Genomic DNA, 15,685 nt, shown 5'->3' with positions numbered 1-15,685 from the left:
CTATGCAATACCGTACTTTTGGCCGAACCGGCTGGCAGGTGAGTGAAATTGGCTATGGCATGTGGGGACTGGCCGGCTGGACGGGCTCCGAACGGCAGGAAGTGGATCAGGCGCTCGACCGTTCCGTTGAATTGGGTTGTAATTTCTTCGATACTGCCTGGGGTTATGGCGAAGGACTGAGCGAGCGAATTCTGGGCGATTTGCTCAAACGATTCAGTGACAAACGGTTGTATGTGGCCACCAAAATTCCACCCAAAAACCGCCAGTGGCCTTCCAAACCGGAGTTTACTCTCAAGGATGTTTTTCCGGCCGATTACATCGTCGAATACACCGAAAAAAGCCTGAAAAATCTGGGCGTCGAAACCATTGATTTGCAGCAGTTCCACGTCTGGGAAGATGGCTGGGCCGAGCAGGATGAGTGGAAAGAAGCCATCACGCAACTGACGCAACAGGGCAAAGTGCAGGCCTGGGGGATTTCGGTAAACCGCTGGGAACCGGACAATTGCCTCAATACTTTACGGACCAACCTCATCGACGCCGTGCAGGTGATCTACAACATTTTCGATCAGGCGCCGGAAGATAATCTGTTTCCGCTTTGCCGCGAACTGAACATCGGCGTCATTGCGCGCGTACCGTTTGATGAAGGAACCCTGACCGGCACCTTGACGAAGGAATCCACCTTCCCGGCCGACGACTGGCGTTCGACGTATTTCGTACCGGAAAACCTGAATTCCAGCGTCGACCATGCCGACGCGCTAAAACCGCTGGTTCCGGCCGGCATGACTCTGCCCGAAATGGCCCTGCGTTTTATTCTGGAAAACCCGGACGTGGCCACCACCATCCCCGGTATGCGCAAACTCCGCAACGTGGAAGCCAACATGGCCACCAGCGACGGCAAAACGCTGAATCCCGAATTGATTAAAGAACTGAAAGGCCACCGCTGGGACCGCACGCCAACGGAGTGGAGCCAGTAGGGAATTAAAAGTTAAGAATGAAGAGTTAAGAGTTATATGCGTCCGCCAACTCTTAACTCTTCATTCTTAACTCTCTCAATACGAGTACCGCAGCGTTACACCGTAGGTGCGCTGGTCGCCCACGATACCGGCATATTGTCCGGCACTTCCGGGCGCTGCCAGGAGTTGCTCGTAATAATCCGTGTTGAAGAGGTTTCTACCCCAGAGGAAGAAGGAAAGCCCGTTGGAGGCCCGGAAACCAACCCGTCCATTGGTCAGTGCATACCCGTCGATGTTCAGATATTGCGAAGGAGACGGACTTGACGAGAACTCGGACCGGTAGAAGACATCGACACCCAGAAAATAGTTGCCCTTGAGTCCGGTGAAGGTTCCTTTGGTGGTTGTTTCACCGCCCACGGAGCCCGACCATTTGGAAATGCCGGGGAGTCTTCCTCCCGAAACATCCTTGAAAGCCTGCGCCCCTCCTACTTCTTCCAGCGGCACCGGGGCATTGACGAAGCTTACATATTTACCGTCGGTGTAGGCTATGGCAGCATTCAGGGTCAGGTTGGTAAAGCGGACATTACCGTCCAGTTCGGCACCCTGCACCCGCACTTTTTCAGCATTGGCCAAGTACCCCCGGTTTACACCCGGTTCCGGCGTTTGCACCTGAGTCTGGTAATCTCTGATGTCTGAACGATAGACGGTCAGGTTCAACACCGAATTGCCCGACGGTTTGGTTTTTACGCCAAACTCCTTGTGATCCACGTATTCGGGTTTCACGTTGGCCAGATCAATCAAAATCTGCCCGTTTGCCGTTGGCAAACCACCCACGTTCACCCCAATGGGCTTATAGCCAACGGAATACGTAGCATAGGCATTTAATTTATTGGTGGCTTTGTATTGCAGGGAAAGTTGCCCGGAGAAATTTCCCTGCGAATAATCTGTATTAAAGGCCTGGTTGGTATAGACGCCATTTTTCAAGGCAACCAGGGCCGCATCGGTGGTTTGCAACCCGCCATAGGTCACCCGGCTATAATCCACCACCTTTTTGTCGTAGTTGTAGCGCACACCTGGCAAAACGTGGATTTTGTCGGTTATGGCCCAGTCAACCTGTCCGAACACCGCCAAACTCGTACTCTTGATTTCGTTGGTGGTGCGAATGCCAAAGTTGTCGAACAAACCGGGCGTTTTCCAGAGCGCGCTGGTTGAGCTTTGTGCAAACCGCCATTGGGCCGAACCGGCTTCTTCCGTCTGCACCGGATCGGATTTCAGGTCTTGCCAAAGGCCGAATACGCCAATTACCCCGCTCAGTTTCGGTGATATTTTTCCGGAATAACGGATTTCCTGCGACCACTGATTGTGTTTCGAATTGCCGGAAGAAATCGTAAAGACGGGCAGCCCAATGTAGTCCCGGTCATTCAGTGGCACCCATTTCCAGTAGCGCCAGGCCGACGTACTGGTTAGCGTTCCATTCCCGATTTTGATATCGGCATTGACCGAAACCCCACCCAATTGGTTATCCGCTTTGGAAGGCGTATCCAAATCGAGTTTGCGTTCAAAAGCGCTCTTATAGGGAAGGGTGTATCCCAAATCAGCGATAATGGCATTGAATTGCCGGTAAGCCGCTCTTTTTGTCGGTACAACCCCGGCTACCGGCCATCCGTAACCCGTCGGTTTTTGGTCCGAAATGTCCCCGATCACGGTAATGTTTACATTTTCGCTCGGTGTATACAGGATCTGCCCGCGTACGCCGATGTTGTTGATATCGTTGATCGGCAGTTGCGTATGAACGTTAAAAAACGTGCCGTTTCGCTGCGTCCCCGTAAAGGAAAGACGGGTAGCCAGTTTCTTGCTCAACGCGCCGGTCAGCGACGCCTTGGCCTGAACAAAACCTAGGTTGCCATAGCTCAGTTCAAGGTTGGCTCCCGGCGTAAAGCTGGCCACCCGCGTGGTGATGTTGAAAGCTCCGGCCGTCGTGTTTTTCCCAAAAAGCGTTCCCTGGGGCCCCCGCAATACCTCAACGCGTTCAATATCAATAAAATCGAGGGCCGTAGCCGCCGGACGTGCGTAGTAAACACCGTCTACATAGAAACCCACGCCCGGGTCAACGCCGTCGTTGGTCAAGCCGAAGGTGGACCCCAACCCGCGAATGTTGAGCGTTGTATTGCGGGCATTGGAAGCATACAATTGCACGGTAGGCACCAGTTCTTTGAGACGGTTCACGTTAAAAGCACCGGCATCTTCGGCCCGGACGCCACCGATCACCGAAATGGGAATCGGCACCTCCTGCGCGGATTCCTGACGACGGCGGGAGGAAATCACAACGTCGTCCAGTTGTGTCGTATTGGCATCAAGCTTGATTTCAACCTTGCTTTCATTGATCAGAATCTCCTTTTTGAGATAGCCCACGTAGGATATGATCAACGTAAAGGGCAGTCGTTGGCCGGTGATCAGGCTGAACTCACCGTTTGCGTCCGTCGCGCTGCCATTGGTCGTTCCTTTGATGGATACTGTTGCACCTATGAGCGGTTCACTGCTGCGGGCATCGATTACTTTACCGGAAATCGTTGAATTGACGATGGGGGTATTTTGTGCGGAGAGAAATAGAGGGGAGAGAATGATCCCAATCAAAAAAAATACGCTTAGAACTCGTTGCATTGTGGTGGCTGGTTGTGTTAATACAGTACTTCTATAGAAATACTAGGAAATATTTCAATCGTTTGGCTTCGATTTCTGAAGGGAATTAAAAGGGCAAAGACTGATTAGGAGCCTGTGCAAGCGGCATCAGCAACATCGCTTTAACAAGCGGGAAGAATGTACTCGTTTTTTCATGCGTTTCAGATTAATGGATATAACTACTCTTTTAGATAGACTATACGGATTATTATCCTTTATAATCTATTGATTTAGTAGTTTTTTGCACAAAAAAAGAGTGCCACGCTGCGAAATGCAACAAATGGCACCGAAAGTTTTCTCAAAAACCGTAAATTCTTTAAAAAATCACATTAAATCGAAGATTCCGGTTAGAACTATGCTACTTTTTTCGCCGTCGTCCGGCGGCTTGGCCGAAGGGCATCGCTTTTGGCACTTTCCAAAACCGTATCGGAAATAATTTCCAGTTGGTGCGCCCGCTTCAAGACAAGCTCAAACGGCAGGTTGAAGTAGTTGGAAACGTCCATGCGGAAGCTGTCCGGGAAGCGTGAAAGCCGCACCCCGAAGAAACTCCGGATTTCGGTTTCGGGCAACAAAGCCGCCAGGGCCACGCGCTCGGCTTCGGCCAGCAGTTCGTTGCGGTTGGTATACAAATGCTCCAGACCGAGGGCCGCCGTCAGAATGTGCAGATAAAGCTGCTTGTAGGCTCCCGACAGTTCGTTCGGCAGAATCACCCAACCCTGCTCACGGAATTTGGCGGCAAAACCGGTCAGGCCGGGAATGCCCCGCAGATCGCCCGCGATGACCTCTTCGGGAAACTGCAAGCGGTCGTCGGATTTCGACAACCGATAAACCACCGCTTCCACCGGGCTTTTCTGAAACAGCAGGTCAGCCGGGAGCTGGCGGTTATTTTCCCACTGGTCGCTCAGTTTGACAAAAATCGTCTCGTTGACGGGAGAGCTTTGTGAATCCCCCAAACTGACGAGCATACGCCGAAACGCAGCCAGAAAGTCGATCTGAAATTGATTCGGATTAAATTTTGTGCGTCTCATAGCGTATTTTCCTCAGGCGACCCATTCGCCGGGATTCGTGAATGTCAAGGGTTTACTACCCGAAAAGGCCTATAAAGATACAAAATACCGGAAGTATTTGCAATACGTTCTCTAACGCCGGATCAGCCCATGTGGTTCTAACTTCCGGACTTCCACCGCAGGGTTTTGAGCAAATGCAACACATCTTTCCGCAGGTAGTCAATCACCGGTGCCAGCGAATCGTTGCGGGTAGCGACGTTGAAATAAACCGCTCCCCGCAGGAAATGGGTGGTCGTATCGGTCGTAAAAAACTGCAATTGGCTGGGCACTTCACCCGTTATGGAAAGCACATCGGCCTTCAAACCGCCCGGAAGCTGAATCAACTCTTCCTTAAAAGCATAGGCTTTTTCGTTGTGCATGGCGGCCAGTTTATAGGAATCGCCAATCATGCCCGCCAGCCGCTTTTCGTTCTGCAACACCGGATGATAGGTCAACTGAACGCTCGCTTTGAAGGCGGGGTAATGGATAAAAATCCAGTGGGGCTGGGCACCCCGAAACGTATCGGGCAAAATCCGGGCCTGTCTGGAATATTCGAATGTGTACGGATGGGCTTCTTTCAGCGCCTGATACTGATGCGATGGCAGGTCGATACGGTTATAGCCTTTGGGTTTTGGAACATAATTGTCGGCATCACGACTGCCGCAAGCCGCCAGCAGAACCGTAAACGAGACGAAAAGGAATTTTGTCACAGGCAATGAGATGTTACACCAGAAAGGAAACGAAAAAGCCCGGCGTTTTCGTGCCGGGCGAACTCACACCTGTTAGGTTTTGAAAACCTAACAGGTGTGAGTTATCTGTATGGTAGTCGGTTCTTACAGTTTTAGACCTATTAGGTTTTGAAAACCTAATAGGTCTGTTGGTCTATCACGAATTAATCATTTCCAGTTCTTCCTGCCGCACCGGCTGGCCGAGCAGCGTCCGGAAACGGTTGATGTTGAAGGTGGGTTCAAACCAGACTTCGCCCAAAACCGGGTGGCGCACCGGCACATCCGGATTCTGGATTTCGCCCAGCAACACGCCGGTTTCGCCGTTGGTATGGCGTTTCACCATCCGAACCGTATACATCTGATCTTCCTTGGGCGTTTTGACCCCGAACTCCGCATAAAAAGCCAGCACCGGAGCCGGAAAATTCTCGTTTACGCAAATGATTTCCATACTCTATATCTCGATATGCTATTTAACTCCTTCTAAAATTTAAGCAGCCAAAACTGCCTTGTAGCTTACTAAATGGTCGGGCTGGGATGTATTGGTTCCTATAAACTCCTGAATAGGATACACATTATCGTCATCCGCAAACATAAGGACAGTTCCATCGGCAATGTGATACTGCTTTCGTTGGTGACCATTCAACCGGGCGATTGACGGGAATCGGCTCAATGGCACATACAAAATCCGCCCGTCCTCCAAAAACAAAGATAAATAACCTTGTTTACGAAACGAGATTCGATCAATGATTGGCTGTTCTGTCTTAAAACCTTCCGTTTTCATGATAGATGCAAAACATTTATCTTCCCTTCCGTTGCAAATTCTGTAATTCTTTTTGCAATCTGAGGGCCGTATTTTTCCAACAACTTTACTTCCGTATTAATTTCCTTAGACGTTAAACTTCCCTGCTCGAACACCTCCAGCGTATCCAGCCAGATCTTGGCGGATTTGCCTTTACGACTTTTTGTATTGGAGACATGAACATGCATTCGCTCCGACAAATCATAGGCATACAGAAAGAATACCAATGTTTTGTAAATCGCCAGTTTCGGCACGATTAATCCTCAAACAATTTCCCTAAACCGCCCAGCACTGAACCCCCTTCTTTGTTAGCCTGTCCGCCCCCGGCCGACAATCGATCCACCAGCTTGGAGATCGGCATCGACTGAATCCAGACTTTTCCGGTTCCGCGCAAAGTGGCCAGAAAAATACCTTCTCCGCCAAAAATCATGGATTTCAACCCGCCGGAACGTTGAATATCGAAGCTGATGGAAGGCTCGAAACCCACCACGCAGCCCGTATCGACCCGCAACGTTTCGTTGTTCAGTTGCCGCTCCATCACCACACCCCCGGCGTGAATGAACGCCATGCCGTCGCCCTGAATCCGTTGGAGAATGAACCCTTCTCCGCCGAACAAACCCGTTCCAATCCGCTGGTTAAAGTGAATCGCAATCTGGGTTCCCATGGCGGCACACAAAAAAGCGTCTTTCTGAACAATGAGTTGATTGCCATAGATTTTGGCCAGATCAATCGGCATCACCGTTCCCGGATACGGAGCCGCAAACGCCACTTTTCGCTTGCCGTAGCCGCGGTTGGTGAAGTGCGTCATAAACAGCGATTCGCCCGTCAGCAACCGCGAACCGGCCTGAAACAGCTTGCCCATGATGCTTTGGGTAGCCTGCGAGCCGTCGCCCATTTTGGTTTCAAACTGAATACCGTCTTCCATGAACAACATGGCACCGGCTTCGGCAATGACGGTTTCGTTCGGGTCCAGTTCAATTTCAACGACCTGAATGTCTTCGCCGATGATCTTGTAGTCGATTTCGTGAGAACGCATGAAAATCTATGAATTACAGATTAAAAATTACGGATTGTACCTGGACTGGCGTACGTACCTATTCCTCCTCTCCATCTTCATACTCCTCCCCGTCGCCCTTCTCGCCGTCTTTCAGGTCTTTCCGGTTCCGGAGTTTTTTATCATCGACGGTTTTGTTCAGAAACGCGTTGATTTTGTCAATATCGTAGCTATTCGTAATCTCGCCGAACGTATTGATTTTGATGTCAAAACCTTCCAGTTCTTTATGAACCCGCGGTTTTTCGTTCGGCTGGTCTTCGGGTTTCGTGACTTTCTTCGCCATGTTTTTAGGAATGATGAGTTATGAATGATGAACGATGAATAGCGTGTGCTAACCCGTTCATCATTCATCATTTATAATTCATTGAGCGCTTTCTGCAACCGGTCAATCGCGTCCTGTTTACCGATAATCTCCAGCGTTATCATCAGGTCCGGCCCGGCCCCGACGCCGGTGATGGCCAGCCGGAGTGCCTGCATGATTTTACCCTGTTTAACACCGGCTGCGGCCGTTGCAGTGGCCAACGTAGTCTTCGCCAGATCAACCGTTAGCGGATCTTCTACCGAAGTTAATGCATCTTTCAATGCGGTCAAAGCCCGCACGGCTTCATCGTTCCATTTGGCCGCGACAATGGCCGGATCGTACTGTTGCGGTTCCCGGAAAAAGATCGCAGATTCGGCATAAATCTCGCTGGCGAAGTTTACCCGCTCTTTGAGCAAACCCGCTATTTTGGCCGCTTTCTCCGGTGTGCAGTCGATTCCGTCGGCGGCTGCCTGGCTCACAATCGCTTCGGCCAGTTGTTCGTTCGGTTGCTGCCGCAAATATTCGTGGTTGAACCACTTTGCTTTCTGAATATCGAACCGCGCACCAGCTTTGTTGATCTGCTCCAGACTAAACGCCTGAATCAGTTCGTCCATCGTGAACATTTCCTGCTCCGTGCCGGGATTCCAGCCCAGGAACGCCAGAAAATTGACCAGGGCTTCGGGCAAATACCCGTCTTCGCGGAAACCACGGGCCACGGTGTCGGAAAACGGATCTTTCCATTCGAGCGGAAAAACCGGAAAACCACCCAGATCGGCGTCCCGCTTGCTGAGTTTGCCGTTGCCGTCGGGCTTCAGTAAAAGCGGCAGGTGGGCAAACTGCGGCATCGTACTTTCCCAGCCTAAAAACCGGTACAGCAAAACGTGCAGCGGAGCCGACGGTAGCCACTCTTCGCCCCGAATGACATGCGTAATGCCCATCAAATGGTCATCGACGATATTGGCGAGATGATACGTCGGCATACCGTCCGATTTCAGCAACACCTTGTCGTCAATCTGCGACGAATGCACCACCACCCAGCCGCGAATCAGGTCGTTCAGCCGGACATCTTCCTTGCGGGGCACTTTCAGCCGGATCACATACGGACTGTCCGATTCCATCAAGGCGGTTACTTCCGCCGGTTTGAGCGTCAGGGAGTTTTTCATCTGAAGCCGTGTGATGGAATTGTACTGAGCCGCCGGGGCGTTGGCTTCCTCCATCCGTTTGCGCATCGCATCCAGTTCTTCGGACGTGTCGAAGGCATAATAGGCTTTGCCTTCCGATACGAGTCGTTCGGCGTATTCGCGGTAAATGGCTTTGCGCTCCGACTGGCGATAGGGCGCATGAGGACCACCAGCGGTCAAGCCTTCGTCAATTTCGATGCCGACCCATTTCAGGGCTTCGACAATGTAGTCTTCGGCACCGGGGACAAAGCGGTTTTGGTCCGTGTCCTCGATGCGGAGCAGCATTTTGCCGCCGTGTTTGCGGGCAAACAGGTAATTATACAGGGCAGTTCGCACACCCCCAATGTGAAGCGGCCCGGTTGGGCTGGGCGCAAAACGAACGCGTATTTCGGTTGACATAAAAAAAGGAGGAGAGGAGGAGAGGAGGAGAGGAGAAGAGGAAGAAAGGAAGAAGGAAGAAAATCGGTCAAACCCTTTCCTCCCTTTATCCTTTCCTCCCCTTCCTCCTTATTGAACAGCAATGACGGATATTTCTACATTGACATCTTTCGGCAAACGCGCCACTTCCACCGTTTCACGGGCGGGTGGATCGGCCGTAAAAAAGCTGCCATATACTTCGTTGATGGCGCCGAAGTTGTTGAGGTCTTTGACAAAGATGGTGGCCTTCACAACGTTCTCGAACGTGAGTTCGGCAACCTTCAAAATGGCGCCGATGTTTTCCATCACTTTGCGGGTTTCGGCCTGAATATCGCCGGACGGAGCAACATCGAGGGCAATTTGGCCGGAGACATACAAGGTTTCATTTACCATAACCGCCTGGTTGTAAGGACCAATTGGCGCGGGGGCGTCGGGGGAGAATATGATTTTTTTCGTTGACATAATACACAGAATAGTTTCGGCACTGCCGCAGGCGGTGTTCACAGGAAAACGTTACGAGGTCGTACCGGATAAAAATTTCGTGGCGCAAAGTTAGCAATCAAAACCGTCGGATGGCAGAAATCTGTCGATCAACTTTCTATCTGGTTTGGTTGTCCGCAATTTAACCATTTTTAACACCCCAATCGGTACGGGTTTGAGTGACATCAAGCCGGGGTCTTCGTCAAATACCAAAAGGCTTCTTATGAAAAAAAGACACTTTGTTTTTCTGCTGCTTTTCCTGTGTGCAACAAAATCGATTTGTCAGGCCCAGCTTTTTGACCGAAGCAGGCAAACGATCGGCTGGTACCCGACGGATACAACCGAACGTTTCCGGCCCTGCAACAAGGATTGGGGGGTCTATCAATACTTTTCCCTGCATAAAAAATACCCGGAAAGCTCCATGATGCTTTTGAAGAAAGTCAGAAGTATCTACCAAAAACCGGAAAACTGTACCCAAAGCGGTTTCATCACCTTCCGCTTCATCGTCAATTGCCGGTCCGAAACGGGTTGGTATCACACCTATGAAATCGACGAACGGTATCAGGCCCGAACTTTTGATCCTAAAATTGCCTCCCAACTGCTCACCTTCGTTCAATCGCTGACCGACTGGCCCGTCGGAATGGTTGAAGGAGAAGCCGTTGATTATTTCACCTATTTTACGTTCAAAATCAAACATGGCGAAATCGACAATTTGGTGCCTTAGGCTATTGCTGCTGGTTTTCAGCTTACAGGCCCATGCGCAAACGGATTCGGAAAGGAAGAAAATGCTGCGCGATAGTGCCGACCGGTATTTTGACAAAAAGACGGAGCATCTAAATTACATGTCATACCGCCTGCAATTGTATGCAGACTCTGCCCTGCGGATTGATTCGACATACGCACACCTCTGGCGAATGAAGGGTTTCCCGTATCTGCAAGTTGGCGATATCGAATACACGCTTCGGTATTACGACAAAGCCGTTGAGTTGGAACCCCAACGCTGGCTGGCCTACCGGGCGTTTTGCAAAACGGTTTTCCTGAAGGATTATGAATCGGGTCTTCAGGATTTTCTGAAAGCCGACAGCGATCCGGCCATTCCCAAGTATGAAATGGACCATAGCTTTGCCTTTTGGAAGGGCATCTGCTACCTGGAATTGGGTGATTATAAGCAGGCAAAAGCCCTTTTTGAAGAATCCATTCAGGAGCAAACCGGTCGTTTAGGTACTACTAAAGTTCACCACTTAGACCTGTTTTATCTAGGGATGGCCCATGCCCATCTCAAGGAATACGACCGGGCGATTGATTGCTTAAAAAACAGTCTGACGAAGTATCCCAAGTTTTCGGATGTGTTCTACCATTTGGCCAATATCCATCATCAACTCAACTTAGATAAACAGGCTCTGGACTATATTTATTGGGCAGAATATTACCAATTGGAAGGTTTAAAACTCAATGAAACCAACGAAATCTATGTCAATTTTCCGGAGCAGATTGCCATCGGTGACATTCGGGAATTAATGCGGAAGTTGACAAAAAAATAGGCCGGGATGTTGAGAAAACAGCAGAAGATACCCGTCAGGTTTACAAAACCTGACGGGTATCTTCTGCTGTTTTCTCAACATCCCGGTTATTACTCCACCGTCACCGACTTCGCCAGATTGCGCGGCTGGTCGACGTTGCGGCCCCGCATCACGGCGATGTAATACGACAGCAGTTGCAGCGGGATCACCGAAACCAGCGGCATCAGAATGTCGTGAACTTTCGGAATTTCAATCACAAAATCGACCATCTCCCGAATCTGGGTATCGCCCTCGGTCACCACGGCAATCACGCGGCCTTTGCGGGCTTTCACTTCCTGAATGTTCGAGACCACTTTTTCGTAGGAACTGTCCTTCGTCGCAATCACCACCACCGGCATGTCCTCGTCGATGAGCGCAATCGGGCCATGTTTCATTTCGGCCGCCGGATAGCCCTCAGCGTGGATGTACGAAATTTCTTTCAGTTTCAGCGCCCCTTCCAGTGCCACGGGGAAGTTGAGTCCCCGACCCAGGTAGATGAAATTCTTGGCGTAGGTAAAGATGTAGGCGATTTCCTTCACCTTCTCGGCGTTTTGCAGCACCTTGTCGACCAACGCCGGAATACGCTCCAGTTCGGCCAGCAACTGGCGGAAAAGCGTTTCCGAAATCGTGCCTTTCTTTTGGGCCGCAGCGATGGCCATGAGCGTCAAAACCGTCACCTGGGCCGTGAACGCCTTCGTACTGGCGACCCCGATTTCCGGCCCGGCGTGGGTGTAGGCTCCCGCGTGCGTGGCCCGCGCAATGGACGAACCCACCACGTTGCAAACGCCAAAAATGGTCGCTCCTTTCGATTTCGCCAGTTCGATGGCCGCCAGCGTATCCGCCGTCTCGCCCGATTGCGAAATTGCAATCACAATATCCCGTTCGGCAATGATCGGATTGCGGTAGCGAAACTCCGACGCGTATTCCACTTCGACCGGAATGCGGGCCAGTTCTTCAAAAATATATTCGGCCACCAGTCCGGCATGCCAGGAGGTTCCGCAGCCGACAATCACAATCCGCTTCGAAGCCGCCAGTTGATCCAGGTAATCGCGCAAACCGCCGAGTTGCAGATGACCGTCGTCGGCCCGTACGCGGCCCCGCATGCTGTCGGCAATGGAACGGGGCTGCTCGAAGATCTCTTTCAGCATGAAATGCTCAAAACCGCCTTTTTCGATGGCTTCCAGTTCCATCTCCACTTTCTGGATATACGGCGTGGTCTGTGTGTTGTCGAGGTTGATCACCTTCAGTTCCCCGGCGCGGACAACGGCAATTTCGAGATCGTTCAGGTAAATGACGTCTTTGGTGTATTCGATGATCGGCGTGGCATCCGACGCAAAAAAATACTCGTTCTCCCCTACCCCAATCACCAGCGGACTGCCTTTCCGGGCGGCAATGAGTTGCGTCGGGTCTTCCTCCGAAATGATGACGATGGCATAGGCCCCAACCACTTCCAGCAAGGCCTGCCGGACGGCTTCTTCCAGCGACGACCCGGTTTCTTTCCGAATGTCTTCAATGAACTGAATCAGCACTTCCGAATCGGTTTCGGAGCGAAAGACGTGGCCTTTCCGAATCAGATTTTGCTTGATCGTCGCATAGTTTTCAATAATCCCGTTGTGGATAATCGCCAGCTTCCGGTCGTGCGACTCGTGCGGGTGGGCATTCACGTCGTTCGGTGCGCCGTGGGTGGCCCAGCGGGTGTGTCCGATCCCAATTTTGGCCTGCAACGCCTTGCCCGCCAGTTCGTTCTCCAGATCAACCACTTTGCCTTTTTTCTTGTAGACCTTCAATCCCGACGATCCGGGTTCTTCAACGTCGAGCAGGGCGATTCCCGCGCTGTCATACCCCCGGTATTCCAACCTTTTCAACCCTTTCAGAACCAACGGAGCCGCATCGCGATGACCGACATAGGCGACAATTCCACACATAAGCTTTTCAATTTAAATGGTGTTGTACAAACTACTTTTTAAAATATTTAAGAAAGTGATCTTTCATTCCTAAATTGTTAACAAAACCGCCCTTCTTTCTGGGAAAGATACCAATAAAACCGCTGATTCACGCGATTTATAACCGGAAAGTACAGAAACAAAAAAGCCAGCCCCTGAAAGAAGCTGGCTCCGTTTTTGTTGTCTAAGTTTACGGCGTGTACGTATAAAACACCACCAGTTTTGCACTGACCGGCCCGTTTAGAATAGCACCGTTCAACTGGTTGTTAAGGTAAGGCTGAGCCAGAAAACTCGGTGCTCCCGTCGTTTGACTGGTCGTAACCAATGAGGTGTTGGTTGCCGGCAACAAAGCTAAACCGTTGTTGGCCTGAAAACCTACCAGAATGGCCTGCAAATACGTCGTAACGTCGAACGTGTAGGTTTTCTGACGGCTGCTGTAGCCGACAATCTGCGGATAATACCATTTATTGGCCGTCTGAAACGTGCCCGACTGGGTCTGGAGCAAATGCAGCAGTCGGGTGCCGGTGCCGGTTTCCGGCGTGTATAGAAGTCGGTTGTTGGCATCGGTCTGGGCCAGCGTCATCACAGAAGGAACGGGGCCACCGGGGCTGCTCCCTTTCACGAACAAGCTCAGTTCAGCCCGGTTGATGGCAATCCGGCCACTTTCTTTTTTCAGGTTCTCGATGGTCGGAAAATTCACTTTCGTCGTCACACCGGCGGCACTCTGAACGAACATCTCGCCACCCGTGTCGGCTCCCGTCAGCGAGTTCGTGAGGCTCAAAGCCGCCAGTTTCGTTCCCGAACGATCGACCTTGACCTGACTGAAGGAAGGCAAACCCGCCGTTGTGAAAAAGTCGATGCTCAACACTTTGGTCGTATCCGCCGATTTGTGGTAATACAACTCGATAAACATGTTGTTGGAAAACCCGAAAACCGTCGTATTCGTCGCACCCGGAACCACGGCAATGCCTTTGAACACTTTCCGAAAGTCCGCCTGAACGATGCCGGAACCTTTGGAAAGCTCCAGCAACTCACGACCCAGCGCGTCGGGCAAACGGGCATAACCGGCCCCTCCGACGGCGGTTGGTGTCAGCTTGATTTTGGCCAGTGGTTCGGCGGCATACGCGACCGACGACGCGTTGGTGTACCGTTTGGTAGAATCCAGATCTTCCGTCAGCCGGTGAACCAGAATCTCCTGCGCCCTGGTGGTATCGCCATACACATAGGAATAACCGACCAGCACGCGCAGGGAATCATAGACAATTTCGCCTTCGGTTTTGAAACTACCACCTTCGACATACAACTGCCCGAACGTTTTGGCAACAACTTTGCCAAAAACCGGGTCGGTATATTGCCCCACGAGCAAGCGGCTATTGCGGTCGGTCACAACCGAGTCGAGCAGAATGGTGGACGTTTCAACGGTCAGCGTATCGGTATACAGCACGCCAATGGCCGTGGGCGGTGCCAGGCCAATGTCTTTCGGCTCTTCGCAGGCCACCAACACCGACACCAGCGCGAACATGACGGCCATCAAACTGAGTTGAATCGTGCTGACGGATTGGCGGCTGCGGTTAGCCCGCCAGTTCCGTATAAAGGTTGTAATATTGATCAGCAACTTCCTGGCCTTCTTCGGCGAGTTCAAATTTCTTGTCGGACAAATCATTCAAAATAGTATTTAAACTCTCGCTATAATCTTCGTCAGCTTTTACAACCACGTCGGCATAGGTACATCCCATCCGGATAAAACCGTCATAATCAGCCGATTTCAGATACTTCAACATGTCCTCATCCACATCCATGGCCTTGGCTTTTTCAACCAGACCATCGTCGAAACGGTACGAAAATGAATTATTGTAGACCGAGAATACCGACTTGGTATCCTTAAACATGGGGTCGTTTTTGTAGGTTGTTTTCAGATACAGCGGAATCAGAGCCGTCATCCAGTCATTGCAGTGGACGATATCGGGTGACCAGCCTAATTTCTTCACGGTTTCCAGGACGCCTTTGCAGAAGAAAATAGTCCGCTCGTCGTTGTCTTCGTAGAATCGGTCATCTTTGTCAAGAAAAACGTGTTTACGCTGGAAATAGTCTTCATTGTCAATAAAATACACCTGAAGCTTGGCATTGGGAATGGAGGCCACCTTGATAATCAGCGGCTTTTCTTCATCGCCCACCGTAATGTTGATACCCGATAAACGGACCACCTCGTGTAGCCGGTTCTTTCGCTCGTTGATCAGCCCGAAACGTGGCACCAGGATGCGAATTTCCATGCCGCGTTCCTGCATCGCCTGTGGCAGTTTCCGAACAAAATCGGCCACCGCTGAAGTCTGGAGGAAAGGGTTGATTTCACTGGCAACGTAGAGAATCCGAAGTTTGCTCATAACACGATTGGGGGGCTTTAGTGAAATACACCGCCGTAGCGGAACAAATTAAAAATCTGCAAAATTATACAATTTTTTCTGGTATTTCAATAGAATTCCGCCAGAAAAACTCCTGTTTTGTCAATATAAACCGCTCGTCGCCAAATTCACGCTTCGGCCGAATC

At 51.0% G+C, this 15,685-nt stretch carries 16 protein-coding genes; 3 read left to right on the top strand and 13 right to left on the bottom strand.

What is annotated here, in order from left to right; genetic code table 11:
• Positions 1-2: 2 nt before the first annotated feature.
• A complete protein-coding gene (locus tag DUE52_RS14980; RefSeq protein ID WP_114406834.1) occupies positions 3-974 on the top strand; it encodes an aldo/keto reductase in 972 nt (323 codons plus the stop codon).
• Positions 975-1,049: 75 nt separating this feature from the next.
• On the opposite strand, the gene DUE52_RS14975 is transcribed toward DUE52_RS14980, so the two are convergent.
• The 10 genes from DUE52_RS14975 to DUE52_RS14930 all read right to left on the bottom strand — a co-directional run bounded on the left by DUE52_RS14975 (position 1,050) and on the right by DUE52_RS14930 (position 9,620).
• Positions 1,050-3,614 carry a TonB-dependent receptor gene (locus DUE52_RS14975; RefSeq protein ID WP_114406833.1) on the bottom strand — a complete coding sequence of 855 codons (2,565 nt, stop codon included), beginning with the start codon at positions 3,612-3,614 and terminating at the stop codon, positions 1,050-1,052.
• Between the two features lie 371 nt (positions 3,615-3,985).
• Positions 3,986-4,660, bottom strand: a complete 675-nt coding sequence (locus DUE52_RS14970; protein ID WP_114406832.1) for a hypothetical protein — start codon at positions 4,658-4,660, stop codon at positions 3,986-3,988.
• Between the two features lie 137 nt (positions 4,661-4,797).
• Positions 4,798-5,388 carry a gliding motility lipoprotein GldD gene (gene gldD, locus DUE52_RS14965; protein WP_114406831.1) on the bottom strand — a complete coding sequence of 197 codons (591 nt, stop codon included), beginning with the start codon at positions 5,386-5,388 and terminating at the stop codon, positions 4,798-4,800.
• A gap of 175 nt (positions 5,389-5,563) precedes the next feature.
• A complete protein-coding gene (locus DUE52_RS14960; protein ID WP_114406830.1) occupies positions 5,564-5,854 on the bottom strand; it encodes a hypothetical protein in 291 nt (96 codons plus the stop codon).
• Between the two features lie 39 nt (positions 5,855-5,893).
• Complete coding sequence (locus DUE52_RS14955) at positions 5,894-6,187, bottom strand: hypothetical protein (protein WP_114406829.1); 294 nt, start codon at positions 6,185-6,187, stop codon at positions 5,894-5,896.
• Positions 6,184-6,459, bottom strand: a complete 276-nt coding sequence (locus DUE52_RS14950; protein WP_114406828.1) for a DUF4160 domain-containing protein — start codon at positions 6,457-6,459, stop codon at positions 6,184-6,186. Before DUE52_RS14950 ends, DUE52_RS14955 begins: the two co-directional genes overlap by 4 nt.
• A gap of 2 nt (positions 6,460-6,461) precedes the next feature.
• Positions 6,462-7,241, bottom strand: a complete 780-nt coding sequence (locus tag DUE52_RS14945) for a TIGR00266 family protein (protein WP_114406827.1) — start codon at positions 7,239-7,241, stop codon at positions 6,462-6,464.
• A gap of 58 nt (positions 7,242-7,299) precedes the next feature.
• Positions 7,300-7,542, bottom strand: a complete 243-nt coding sequence (locus DUE52_RS14940; RefSeq protein WP_114406826.1) for a hypothetical protein — start codon at positions 7,540-7,542, stop codon at positions 7,300-7,302.
• Between the two features lie 71 nt (positions 7,543-7,613).
• Positions 7,614-9,140, bottom strand: a complete 1,527-nt coding sequence (gene gltX / locus DUE52_RS14935) for a glutamate--tRNA ligase (RefSeq protein WP_114406825.1) — start codon at positions 9,138-9,140, stop codon at positions 7,614-7,616.
• 108 nt (positions 9,141-9,248) lie between these two features.
• The gene (locus tag DUE52_RS14930; protein ID WP_114406824.1) at positions 9,249-9,620 is read right to left on the bottom strand and encodes a Rid family detoxifying hydrolase; all 372 of its coding nucleotides are present in this window, start codon (positions 9,618-9,620) and stop codon (positions 9,249-9,251) included.
• A 241-nt stretch (positions 9,621-9,861) separates the two neighbouring features.
• On the opposite strand from DUE52_RS14930, the gene DUE52_RS14925 reads away from it, so the two are divergent.
• A complete protein-coding gene (locus tag DUE52_RS14925; RefSeq protein WP_114406823.1) occupies positions 9,862-10,362 on the top strand; it encodes a hypothetical protein in 501 nt (166 codons plus the stop codon).
• Positions 10,334-11,179: a tetratricopeptide repeat protein gene (locus DUE52_RS14920; RefSeq protein WP_114406822.1), complete on the top strand. Its 846-nt coding sequence runs from the start codon at positions 10,334-10,336 to the stop codon at positions 11,177-11,179. Before DUE52_RS14925 ends, DUE52_RS14920 begins: the two co-directional genes overlap by 29 nt.
• Before the next feature lie 89 nt (positions 11,180-11,268).
• Here DUE52_RS14920 and glmS read toward each other — a convergent pair whose 3' ends face one another.
• The 3 genes from glmS to DUE52_RS14905 all read right to left on the bottom strand — a co-directional run bounded on the left by glmS (position 11,269) and on the right by DUE52_RS14905 (position 15,521).
• Complete coding sequence (gene glmS, locus DUE52_RS14915; RefSeq protein WP_114406821.1) at positions 11,269-13,122, bottom strand: glutamine--fructose-6-phosphate transaminase (isomerizing); 1,854 nt, start codon at positions 13,120-13,122, stop codon at positions 11,269-11,271.
• Positions 13,123-13,330: 208 nt separating this feature from the next.
• Entirely contained in the window at positions 13,331-14,755 is a 1,425-nt protein-coding gene (locus DUE52_RS14910) for a DUF4270 family protein (protein ID WP_165840942.1), read from the bottom strand.
• A complete protein-coding gene (locus DUE52_RS14905) occupies positions 14,712-15,521 on the bottom strand; it encodes a glycogen/starch synthase (RefSeq protein WP_114406819.1) in 810 nt (269 codons plus the stop codon). The genes DUE52_RS14910 and DUE52_RS14905 overlap by 44 nt, the downstream gene beginning before the upstream one ends.
• Positions 15,522-15,685: the final 164 nt, after the last annotated feature.

Origin of the sequence: Larkinella punicea (assembly GCF_003334855.1) — a bacterium.
In the GTDB taxonomy this organism is placed as follows: domain Bacteria; phylum Bacteroidota; class Bacteroidia; order Cytophagales; family Spirosomataceae; genus Larkinella; species Larkinella punicea.
Note: the sequence above shows the minus strand (reverse complement) of the source record. Positions and strands in the feature narration are given on the sequence as shown.

Excerpts from the sequence above, each read along its gene's own strand:
- DUE52_RS14905 (WP_114406819.1), bottom strand. The coding sequence starts at position 15,521 with ATGAGCAAACTTCGGATTCTCTACGTTGCCAGTGAAATCAACCCTTTC.
- DUE52_RS14980 (WP_114406834.1), top strand. The coding sequence starts at position 3 with ATGCAATACCGTACTTTTGGCCGAACCGGCTGGCAGGTGAGTGAAATT.
- DUE52_RS14970 (WP_114406832.1), bottom strand. The coding sequence starts at position 4,660 with ATGAGACGCACAAAATTTAATCCGAATCAATTTCAGATCGACTTTCTG.
- DUE52_RS14920 (WP_114406822.1), top strand. The coding sequence starts at position 10,334 with ATGGCGAAATCGACAATTTGGTGCCTTAGGCTATTGCTGCTGGTTTTC.
- DUE52_RS14945 (WP_114406827.1), bottom strand. The coding sequence starts at position 7,241 with ATGCGTTCTCACGAAATCGACTACAAGATCATCGGCGAAGACATTCAG.
- DUE52_RS14955 (WP_114406829.1), bottom strand. The coding sequence starts at position 6,187 with ATGAAAACGGAAGGTTTTAAGACAGAACAGCCAATCATTGATCGAATC.
- DUE52_RS14960 (WP_114406830.1), bottom strand. The coding sequence starts at position 5,854 with ATGGAAATCATTTGCGTAAACGAGAATTTTCCGGCTCCGGTGCTGGCT.
- DUE52_RS14940 (WP_114406826.1), bottom strand. The coding sequence starts at position 7,542 with ATGGCGAAGAAAGTCACGAAACCCGAAGACCAGCCGAACGAAAAACCG.
- DUE52_RS14930 (WP_114406824.1), bottom strand. The coding sequence starts at position 9,620 with ATGTCAACGAAAAAAATCATATTCTCCCCCGACGCCCCCGCGCCAATT.
- glmS (WP_114406821.1), bottom strand. The coding sequence starts at position 13,122 with ATGTGTGGAATTGTCGCCTATGTCGGTCATCGCGATGCGGCTCCGTTG.
- gltX (WP_114406825.1), bottom strand. The coding sequence starts at position 9,140 with ATGTCAACCGAAATACGCGTTCGTTTTGCGCCCAGCCCAACCGGGCCG.
- DUE52_RS14975 (WP_114406833.1), bottom strand. The coding sequence starts at position 3,614 with ATGCAACGAGTTCTAAGCGTATTTTTTTTGATTGGGATCATTCTCTCC.
- DUE52_RS14925 (WP_114406823.1), top strand. The coding sequence starts at position 9,862 with ATGAAAAAAAGACACTTTGTTTTTCTGCTGCTTTTCCTGTGTGCAACA.